This window comes from Schwartzia sp. (in: firmicutes) (assembly GCF_978017985.1).
Window position 1 is genome coordinate 1 of sequence record NZ_CDXDFU010000034.1, and the last position, 8,694, is coordinate 8,694.

12 protein-coding genes and 1 pseudogene are annotated in these 8,694 nt (G+C 48.2%); 6 read left to right on the forward strand and 7 right to left on the reverse strand.

Annotation, left to right across the window (positions count from 1 at the left end; translation table 11 throughout):
* Together ACY69O_RS01515 and ACY69O_RS01520 are read right to left on the reverse strand one after the other, a co-directional pair.
* Positions 1-957: GGDEF domain-containing protein (locus tag ACY69O_RS01515; RefSeq protein WP_462331706.1), on the reverse strand; the 957-nt coding region annotated here is incomplete at its 3' end.
* 133 nt (positions 958-1,090) lie between these two features.
* The gene (locus ACY69O_RS01520; RefSeq protein WP_462331707.1) at positions 1,091-1,507 is read right to left on the reverse strand and encodes a universal stress protein; all 417 of its coding nucleotides are present in this window, start codon (positions 1,505-1,507) and stop codon (positions 1,091-1,093) included.
* 251 nt (positions 1,508-1,758) lie between these two features.
* Here ACY69O_RS01520 and ilvA point away from each other — a divergent pair, with 251 nt between their 5' ends.
* From ilvA to ACY69O_RS01535, 3 genes are all read left to right on the forward strand, one after another.
* On the forward strand, positions 1,759-3,000 hold the full coding sequence (gene ilvA, locus ACY69O_RS01525; RefSeq protein WP_462331708.1) for a threonine ammonia-lyase: 1,242 nt from the start codon (positions 1,759-1,761) through the stop codon (positions 2,998-3,000).
* 311 nt (positions 3,001-3,311) lie between these two features.
* A complete protein-coding gene (locus tag ACY69O_RS01530; RefSeq protein WP_462331709.1) occupies positions 3,312-4,109 on the forward strand; it encodes a C40 family peptidase in 798 nt (265 codons plus the stop codon).
* 182 nt (positions 4,110-4,291) lie between these two features.
* On the forward strand, positions 4,292-4,756 hold the full coding sequence (locus ACY69O_RS01535) for an Hsp20/alpha crystallin family protein (RefSeq protein ID WP_462331710.1): 465 nt from the start codon (positions 4,292-4,294) through the stop codon (positions 4,754-4,756).
* Positions 4,757-4,877: 121 nt separating this feature from the next.
* Here ACY69O_RS01535 and ACY69O_RS01540 read toward each other — a convergent pair whose 3' ends face one another.
* Complete coding sequence (locus ACY69O_RS01540) at positions 4,878-5,084, reverse strand: DUF951 domain-containing protein (protein ID WP_462331711.1); 207 nt, start codon at positions 5,082-5,084, stop codon at positions 4,878-4,880.
* Between the two features lie 143 nt (positions 5,085-5,227).
* Between ACY69O_RS01540 and ACY69O_RS01545 the strand changes: the two genes are divergently transcribed.
* Complete coding sequence (locus tag ACY69O_RS01545; RefSeq protein ID WP_462331712.1) at positions 5,228-6,007, forward strand: carbon-nitrogen family hydrolase; 780 nt, start codon at positions 5,228-5,230, stop codon at positions 6,005-6,007.
* Position 6,008: 1 nt separating this feature from the next.
* On the opposite strand, the gene ACY69O_RS01550 is transcribed toward ACY69O_RS01545, so the two are convergent.
* A complete protein-coding gene (locus ACY69O_RS01550; RefSeq protein ID WP_462331713.1) occupies positions 6,009-6,218 on the reverse strand; it encodes a tautomerase family protein in 210 nt (69 codons plus the stop codon).
* Between the two features lie 246 nt (positions 6,219-6,464).
* On the opposite strand from ACY69O_RS01550, the gene ACY69O_RS01555 reads away from it, so the two are divergent.
* Both ACY69O_RS01555 and ACY69O_RS01560 read left to right on the forward strand, forming a co-directional pair.
* On the forward strand, positions 6,465-6,725 hold the full coding sequence (locus tag ACY69O_RS01555) for a hypothetical protein (RefSeq protein ID WP_462331714.1): 261 nt from the start codon (positions 6,465-6,467) through the stop codon (positions 6,723-6,725).
* A 66-nt stretch (positions 6,726-6,791) separates the two neighbouring features.
* The gene (locus ACY69O_RS01560; protein ID WP_462331715.1) at positions 6,792-7,352 is read left to right on the forward strand and encodes a UbiX family flavin prenyltransferase; all 561 of its coding nucleotides are present in this window, start codon (positions 6,792-6,794) and stop codon (positions 7,350-7,352) included.
* Between the two features lie 39 nt (positions 7,353-7,391).
* Here the strand turns inward: ACY69O_RS01560 and ACY69O_RS01565 are convergent, their stop codons facing one another.
* The 3 genes and pseudogenes from ACY69O_RS01565 to ACY69O_RS01575 form a co-directional block, all read right to left on the reverse strand.
* A complete protein-coding gene (locus ACY69O_RS01565) occupies positions 7,392-7,799 on the reverse strand; it encodes a MaoC family dehydratase (protein WP_462331716.1) in 408 nt (135 codons plus the stop codon).
* 12 nt (positions 7,800-7,811) lie between these two features.
* The gene (locus tag ACY69O_RS01570) at positions 7,812-8,207 is read right to left on the reverse strand and encodes an FAS1-like dehydratase domain-containing protein (RefSeq protein WP_462331717.1); all 396 of its coding nucleotides are present in this window, start codon (positions 8,205-8,207) and stop codon (positions 7,812-7,814) included.
* Positions 8,208-8,461: 254 nt separating this feature from the next.
* Positions 8,462-8,694, reverse strand: a pseudogene (locus ACY69O_RS01575) (flagellar biosynthesis protein FlgD); the annotation flags it as partial.

The window sequence follows — 8,694 nt, forward strand, 5'->3', positions numbered from 1 at the left end:
ATCGAACATACGATAACGATTTCCGCCGTATTTTTTTACGGATTTCAGCGCCTGACCTGCATGCTCCAGAAGTTCCTCGCAGTTCTCACGGGAGGAGCCAGTAACCGCGATTCCCATGCTGCAGGAAGCCGCCTCGGTGAGCTCCGTCTGAAGCTGCCGCACAGTATCAAGAAGATGCTGCGCACGCCGCTCAATAACATCAATAGCAAGAAATCCACGGAAGAAAACCGCGAACTCATCTGCTCCTACGCGCGCCAGAAGGTCGACACCGCGGAACTCATTTTTAAGCGCCGATGCTACGGCTCTCAGGAAACTGTCCCCTGCGTTTTTTCCATGTTCCGTATTGAATGCCCCAAAGGAATCCATATCGAAATAGAACACAACGCCTTTTTCTCCCGGTGCCAAAGCTCCAAGCTCAAATTCAATGAGCTTCAAAAGTGTATCCTTCGTATAAAGCCCTGTCAGCCCATCGCGCTCCGCGTCATTTCTGAGCCTGTCGCGCTCCGCAGCTTCATCGGAAATATCCTCTGCAAAACCCACCAGGGTGACACCCGCGGAATCTTCTATTCTCTGGTACACCAGGCGATGAGGCAGCTCACCTGTCTTGAAGAGATTCATCATCACCTCAATGCTTCCGGACCTCGCCCCACCGGGCGAAAAAATCTTATCAATACGTTCCGCCGCCCCGTGGTTATCCACGTTCCATTCCTTCAAGAGCGGAATAAACGATGGAAACTCCAGCATCTCGTCCTGTCCAGGAAGGCGATAACGCATGGTATTATTTGTCACATCGTAGATAAAATCAATAGCACCTGTACGAATCTGCTCCAGCCGTTCTATAGCACGCAGCTGAACCAGCTCCCGTTCAAGCTGGGCCATTTTCTTCTCCGCCTCAGCCATATGCGCTTCAACAACCGCATATTCAGAAGGCGACATCTGTACACGTTTCCGTCCCATTCTCCCGCTCCTTCAAAAAGAACTCGCCGATTCGAAACCAATGAAAGAATTCTCCTGCAAAATTCCTTCATTGGTATTTCCTTCGTCAATCGGCACCGCTTCCAACCTCCATGGCGAAAAGCGGTCAATCTTGTTATTTCACAACGAGAACAGGGCATTTAGCCTGTTCGACTACATACTGGCTCACGCTGCCGAGAAGCACGCCCTTCATAACTCCGAGTCCGCGGCTGCCCATAACAACAAGGTCAATATCGTGATCTTCAAGGAAATCAAGAATAACTACTGCCGGCGAACCAGTCTCGGAGAAAGACTCCTTCTCAATACCCTCAGGTACGGCTTCCATCGCACGGTCGAGAATAACATCGCCTGCTTTCGTAACCGACTCCAGAATTGCGTCCGTAAGACACGCATTGATTGCAAGCTGATTGATGTTTGCTACATATAAGAATGTGAGCTTAGCATTGCAGGCCTGAGCAAGTTCAACCGCCATCTTGAGCGCATCTTCCGAGTTCTTCGACCCGTCAACAGGTACCAGTATATTCTTTGTCATAATAATTCCCTCCTGAACCTCTAAGAATAAACTTCCATATACATAATTTCGTGATAAATCTGAAAAATCCTGCTATGAATAAAAATTTTTCATCTGCGCAACTTTACAATTTGATTTGACGAACCGTATTCATGATGTTACACTTGTAACATGTTTTGAACAAAAGTATACTACACACATATGAAGCAAGCCTCGCAATCGTCCACGTCCAGAGGACAATTGGAGCCTTTCTTCCGAAGGAGAGAATATTCATGCCCGAAAACACCGAAGACGTACAGGCAATATTGGAAAAAACCACCATCGCCGATCTCTACAAGGCTGCCCAGCAGCTTGACGGAGTCGCTGTAAAAACGAAGCTCATTGAAAGCCCATATTTTTCCAGTCTTTGCGATAACACAGTATACTTCAAGCCTGAAAATCTGCAGACAACAGGCTCGTTTAAGCTGCGCGGCGCATATAACAAAATCAGCCAGCTTACTGCAGCAGAACGCAAAAAGGGCGTCATCACCGCCTCAGCAGGCAACCACGCGCAGGGTGTTGCCTTCTCCGCGCAGAAGCTTGGCGTCAAAGCAGTAATCTGCATGCCGGCAACAACCCCGATTCTTAAAGTCGAAGCAACAAAGGCATACGGCGCTGAGGTCGTACTCCACGGAGATACATTCGACGACGCTTACGCAAAATCCCTTGAACTGCAGAAGGAAAAGGGCTACGTTTATATCCATCCGTTCAACGACGTAAAAGTAATCCTCGGACAGGGCACGACGGCAAAGGAAATCATCGACGACCTCAAGGACGTTGACGCAATCCTCGTTCCTATCGGCGGCGGCGGATTTGCGAGCGGCGTAGCGCTCACCGCAAAGCTCGTATATCCGAATGTCAAGGTAATAGGTGTTGAGCCGGCCGGTGCAGCGTGTATGGAGGCAGCCTTCAAATCAGACAAAATCGTAACGCTGCCATACGTTGATACAGTAGCAGACGGCTGCGCTGTCAAAACAGCAGGCACGCTCACTTATGCCTTCTGCAAGAAATACCTCGATGAAATCATCACAGTCTCCGAGGTGGAGATTATGGATGCGCTCCTCTCCCTCATTGAAAAGCACAAGCTAATCGCCGAGGGCGCAGGTGCTCTCTCCCTTGCAGCACTGCCGAAGCTCCGCATGAAAGGCAAAAAAGTCGTCGCCATCATCAGTGGAGGCAACATTGATATATCGACCATTTCCGCGCTTATTCACAAAGCACTTGTTGCCCGCGGACGCATCTTCTGCTTCTCCGTTCCGCTGCCGGACAAACCGGGGCAGCTGCTCAAGGTCTCGCAGATTCTCGCGGAGCAGAATGCAAATGTAATCAAGCTCGACCATAATCCGGATCTTGTAAAAGACCTCTTCAAAAAAGTAATCCTGACCGTTACCTGCGAAACACACGGCAACGACCACATAGAGCAGATTACAAAAGCACTCACGAAAAACGGATTCAGTATCGAGCGTGTATACTGAGATATTATATAAAATAAATAATAGTAATCCACAGAACTGTGCACATAAATGCTGCACAGTTCTTTTTTATGAATAAATTTCCCGAAAACTCGCCGTTTGAGGATACTTATCCACAGATATATCCACAAAATTTCAAAAGGCTGTTGATTTTTGTGGATAAAGCCGTCAAAAATGTGTGTTTTCCCTTAACAACGTGTGGATATCTTTTTTCCTTCGCTGTGCAAAACCCTTTCTCTTTTCAGATAAAGGCGATATAATTTAGATGATTAGACAATGTCCGAATCCTGTTTTCTCACAAAGGAAGGATTATCATGAAGCATCTGAAAATATTTTTCATGACCGCCGTGATTCTTTTAACACTCACGGCCTCCGCCTTTGCCGCGCCCGTACTGAAAAAAGGCTCAGAGGGTCATGATGTCCGTGTTGTTCAGCAGGCTCTGCAGAACGCCGGCTACAACATAAGCAGCATTGACGGGGTTTTCGGCAACGAAACCTACCGCGCACTTATCGCATTCCAGCGTGACAACAAAATAAAGATTACCGGTGAGGTAGACAGGGCAACATGGAAAAAGCTCAAAGAGATTCCATCGGCAGCAAAATCAGGCAGCTCTGATGCGCCAAAAGGCGAGCCCCCCAAGAGCAAGAGCTCGGACAAAAACAGCAAGCCTGCTCCTGTTCCCGCTACTCCTGTCCCCTCAAAAAAAGGAGCTGAAAGCCAGCCGTTCCTGGAAAAATCCAATGTAGATGCACTGATACGCACCGCAAAGAAGTATATCGGCACAAAATACCGCTTCGGAGGAACAACCCCAAAGGGATTTGACTGCTCAGGCTTCCTGCAGTATGTATTCAAGCAGCACGGCTACACTCTTCCCCGAACGGCAGACGAACAGTTCAAGCTGGGAAAAAACATAAAAACTCAGAAGGAGCTCGTTCCCGGCGACCTTGTCTTTTTCTCCACGTATGAAAAAGGCGCCTCCCACTGCGGTCTTTATATCGGGAACGGAAAGTTTATCCATGTTTCCTCAAGCAAAGGAGTACGCATAGACGAGCTCAGCGACAGATACTACTGGAAATCTCACTGGTACGGCGGAAAACACATAGTAAAATAAAAGACACGGCCTTGACCGCACGCAAAAGCGTGCGGTCAAATTTTTTGTAAAAATTTTTATTTTTGTTGTTTTGACTTATTGACTTTTTGACTTTTATGGTTATAATAATAATTGAAGGAAGGATCACGGCAGGGCCTTCCGAAATCCAACACAACAACTATAAACGAAAGGGGATCTGGATTATGTTTGGATTAGTACCATTCAACACAAGAAATGACATCATGATGAGAGACGACGAATTCAGCCGCCTCTTCGACTGGATGAACCGACCGCTGATGAGCCTGTTCCAGGACGCCGGCTTTTCCGGCAGCGCCTTCAAGGTGGATGTGAAGGACAATGATACGAACTACGAGCTCACCGCGGAGCTTCCGGGGGTCACAAAAGATGACATCTCCCTTACCTACAAAGACAACTATCTCACCGTTGCAACGAAGCAGGAACACACAAAAGACGAAAAGGATGAAAACGGAAGTTATATCCGTCGCGAACGTTACAGCGGAAGCATGAGCCGCTCGTTCTACATCGACAATATCGATGAAACGAAGCTCGACGCCGAATTCAAGGACGGCGTACTCAGAGTAATCCTGCCGAAGGCAGACGCACCGAAGGAAGAACCCCTGAAAGAGATTCCTATCCGTGCAGTGTAACTCAGATGTGAATGTAAAAAAAGAAACTCTCCCCCCTTGGCGCCGGATTCTCCGGCGCCCCTTTTTTGCCAAAAACGAAAAACAGCCGAGCGCATTATTGCGTTCGGCTGTTTTTATTAAATCACATTTCTCCGTTTTCTGCTTTCTCTACGATTGCACGGCACATCTTCTCAAACTTTACCCTGGGCATCATGACAAAATGACCGCAGCCCTGGCATTTCAATCCGAAATCCATTCCCACCCGGGTAATTTTCCATGTATCGCTTCCGCAGGGGTGCTTTTTCTTCATGCGGACGACATCGCCTACGTCATAATGTACTCTTTCCATGCTATCGCTCCTAATTTCTTTTTTTAAGATTATAACGCATTCGTTCAGGTTTTGCCAAAAGCAAAACGCTCAACATTCTAAACTCTGTTTCATTGTGACGCCGCGGGGTTTATGATAGACTTGTCGTAAAGGAGTGGAAAAATATGAAGATTTCTGTTTTACAGCTTCCCGTGGTAATAGGTGACCGCGCCCAGAATCAGCAGACGCTTCGTTCAATGTTCGCACAGGCTATGGAGGAAAAACCTGATGTTGTTCTTATGCCGGAGCTTTGGGATATCGGATTTTATCCCCGTCCACTTGAGGACTATACGGACGAAGGTGCAGCCTCCGCAAAAGCAGTTCTTTCAAAGCTGGCAAAAATATACCGCGTAAATATCGTAGGCGGCTCTGTTGCGGCTCAGCTCGGTGACGCCGTTGAAAATATCTGCTGTATCTTTGACCGTGAAGGTAACTGTATTGCTGACTACAGCAAATCACATCTTTTCTCTCCCGCCAGAGAGCACGACTCCTTCCGTGCAGGCAGCCAGGTAACAACCTTCACCCTGGACGGTGTCCGCTGTGGTGTCATTATTTGTTATGACCTGCGTTTCCCTGAGCTTGCGCGCAGGCTTGCCCTCTCGGATATCGACATTCTGTTCATTCCCGCGGCATGGCCCACAGTACGCCTTGCACACTGGAGACTTTTGACGCAGGCGCGTGCCGTTGAGAATCAGTTCTTCGTTGCTGCTGCCAACGGCAGCGGTTCCTTTGCCAACGGAATGCCACTTGCAGGACACTCCGCCCTCATAGACCCCTGGGGTGAGATTCTCGCCGAAGCTGATGAAAAGCCGTCCATTCTCACCGCGGACTTTGACCTTTCCGTAAAAGAAAAAATCCGGTCAACCATCAACGTTTTCGCTGACCGTCGGCCGGACCTCTACTGAATCATTTAGACTGCTGCTTACGGATTTCCGTGACAGGTACACCGCCTATACCCCAGTTGTCCGTATCCACCTCATCGATGGTAACAACAGTGGTCTTGGTGTTCTTGCCCAGCACGTCATGCAGAAGATTCGTTGCACCCTCAATGAGCTGTTTTTTCTGTTCTGCTGTGACATTGCCCTCGCGGGTGATTTTGATATTGACGTACGGCATAAATCTCCCTCCTTCAAAATTCCTTTACGGGAGTTATTCGACAGGAACGAACTTTTTCCTTCTTTTAGTACCATTGGCAAACCTTGAATGATTGCATTTCAACTCGGCGAAGATATCTTCCGCCGAGTTGCGACGCGAAGCTAGTGCCCTCGGGTAAAATGCTACAGAGGAAAGTTTGCCTATGGCAAACTTTGAACAAAGGCATTATAATAAAAAAAGAGTTTTACATGTGAAGGATGTGGAATCATGGACACGAAAACTGTAACCGACATCATAAAGGGCTATAACGGTCAAAGCAATATCGAAAAACCGCGCAGCATACAGAGCGTAACAGCACGCTACTATAAAGAGCTCGAGCAGTACGCTGACCTCATGCACGCAAAGGTGGACCTTCGCGAGCAGCGTGTCATGCTCTACGCTGAAATAAAGGTACTGGGCTGGATGCTTGGCAAAGCAGACAATACAATCACCCAGGACATTGATGCTGCATGCAAAAAGCTCGGATAAACGTGCCCGAAAACAATAAACAAAAATCTGCCTTAATCGGCAGATTTTCTTTTTAAGGAGAAATATATGCGAATCATTGTTGGAATATCCGGTGCCAGCGGCGCAGTGCTCGGCTATGAGCTCTTGAAGGTACTGCACGAACTTCCGGACATAGAAACACACCTTATAATGACAAAGGGCGCAGAAAAAACTCTCGCCTACGAAACAGACCTTACTCTTGAAGACGTCCATGCGCTGGCAGATGTATGCCACGACATAGACAACCTTGCCGCCTCAGTATCAAGCGGCTCATTTGTGACAGAAGGCATGATTATCCTTCCCTGCAGCATGAAAACCGTTGCAGGAATCGTCAGCGGCTACAGCGAAAATCTTCTTCTCCGCGCTGCAGATGTGTGCCTAAAAGAAGGACGCAAAGTCGTGCTCGCGCCAAGAGAATCACCTCTGTCAAAAGTACACCTCAGAAACCTTCTGCAGGCCGCAGAAGACGGCTGCAGTATAATACCGCCCATGCTCACCTTTTACAGCGGCGCAGACACAGTAAAAAAGCAAATAAACCAGACAATCGGAAAAATCCTTCTCCAATTCGGAATCGAATACAAAGAATTTGTGACATGGACAGGCAAATAAAAAAGAAGCTCCGAAGAGCTTCTTTTTTTATTTGCCTTATTACGCTTCCTTTGCGCGAAGCGTGCATTTCGCGCTGAGGACCTTTTCTCCTGCCTGATTCTGACAGATGACCTGAAGAGCAGTCTTGCCTGTTTCTTCCTCAAAAACAGTCACCTTGCCGCTTGTCTCAATCACATCACCCGGCCGCACAGGAGCCGTAAAGCTCACCTCAATAGCGCCGCGGGTAAGATAGTCTATGCCAAAGGTACGCACCATAAGCTCCTGAATAAAAGCCATGCTGAGCATACCGTGAGCAATAGTACCGCCATAGCTCGTTGTCTTTGCAAAATCCTCGTCAATATGCAGCGGATTGTGGTCGTCTGCCGCATCCGCGTAATCGCAGATCATAGCCTGCGTGATTTTCTTCGCCGGAAGGGAAATCGCATCTCCCTTTTCAAATTTCTGCATTCTTCTGCCTCCTCACGCAGGGAAAATAACCGTAATCGTACTGACAACCACCAAATCTCCGGTGGAGTCGTACACATTAACCTCGCGCACCACAAACTTCATGCCGCGCTTTTCCTTTGCTTCCTTCACAACACCTTTGACAGAAAGCTTTTCTCCCCAGTGAATCGGCTTATAATACTCAAATTTCTGCTTTGCGTGAACTGTTCCGTCTGCAAGCTGTTCATCCGCAACCGCTTCCCAACGCGCGAAAACTGCTGCGTATGCCGGTGGTACAAGCCGTTCCTTTTCGTAGAGCTCCGTGCTGTCCTCGACCGCCGACAGATATGCGCGGATGCCTTCCTCGGCAACGACATACTCCTGTGCCGGATACTCTTTCCCGACCTCTACGTCGGCAAATTTCATAATCATAACTTCACCTCAAACAACGAATCCATATGTGTTATATATATGTATTATTTTATATTGTTTTCACATTATAAGCAAGTTAAGTGAAAAAAGCACGAAAACGCCAAACTGCGAATGTATGAATAGTGTGCCCTTCAATTTACATAGTAGGTGCTTTGGGGTACACCTCATCCGAGCGCTTCGCGCCCACCTTCTCCTAAAGGAGAAGGCTAACACAAAAAGGGCTGTGTTTCCACAGCCCCTTATGCTCATAAACTTCAGCCCTGTGCCTCTGCGACCTTGCCGACACGGGTGATCTCCCCAACGGATACCTGCATTGACTTGCCATTGACGCTTGCAATAATGCTCGGCGCGCCGTCCGTGACGGATACGCCTGTGACAACACCCTCGTAGGTCTGCTTCGACGTTACGCTCTTTCCGCTTGCGTCCTTCTCCGTGACCTCTGTCGTCCACTGGATATCCTTGCCAATCATGCCGCTGAGCTGACCGA

Excerpts from the sequence above, each read along its gene's own strand:
- ACY69O_RS01520 (WP_462331707.1), bottom strand. The coding sequence starts at position 1,507 with ATGACAAAGAATATACTGGTACCTGTTGACGGGTCGAAGAACTCGGAA.
- ilvA (WP_462331708.1), top strand. The coding sequence starts at position 1,759 with ATGCCCGAAAACACCGAAGACGTACAGGCAATATTGGAAAAAACCACC.
- ACY69O_RS01530 (WP_462331709.1), top strand. The coding sequence starts at position 3,312 with ATGAAGCATCTGAAAATATTTTTCATGACCGCCGTGATTCTTTTAACA.
- ACY69O_RS01535 (WP_462331710.1), top strand. The coding sequence starts at position 4,292 with ATGTTTGGATTAGTACCATTCAACACAAGAAATGACATCATGATGAGA.
- ACY69O_RS01540 (WP_462331711.1), bottom strand. The coding sequence starts at position 5,084 with ATGGAAAGAGTACATTATGACGTAGGCGATGTCGTCCGCATGAAGAAA.
- ACY69O_RS01545 (WP_462331712.1), top strand. The coding sequence starts at position 5,228 with ATGAAGATTTCTGTTTTACAGCTTCCCGTGGTAATAGGTGACCGCGCC.
- ACY69O_RS01550 (WP_462331713.1), bottom strand. The coding sequence starts at position 6,218 with ATGCCGTACGTCAATATCAAAATCACCCGCGAGGGCAATGTCACAGCA.
- ACY69O_RS01555 (WP_462331714.1), top strand. The coding sequence starts at position 6,465 with ATGGACACGAAAACTGTAACCGACATCATAAAGGGCTATAACGGTCAA.
- ACY69O_RS01560 (WP_462331715.1), top strand. The coding sequence starts at position 6,792 with ATGCGAATCATTGTTGGAATATCCGGTGCCAGCGGCGCAGTGCTCGGC.
- ACY69O_RS01565 (WP_462331716.1), bottom strand. The coding sequence starts at position 7,799 with ATGCAGAAATTTGAAAAGGGAGATGCGATTTCCCTTCCGGCGAAGAAA.
- ACY69O_RS01570 (WP_462331717.1), bottom strand. The coding sequence starts at position 8,207 with ATGATTATGAAATTTGCCGACGTAGAGGTCGGGAAAGAGTATCCGGCA.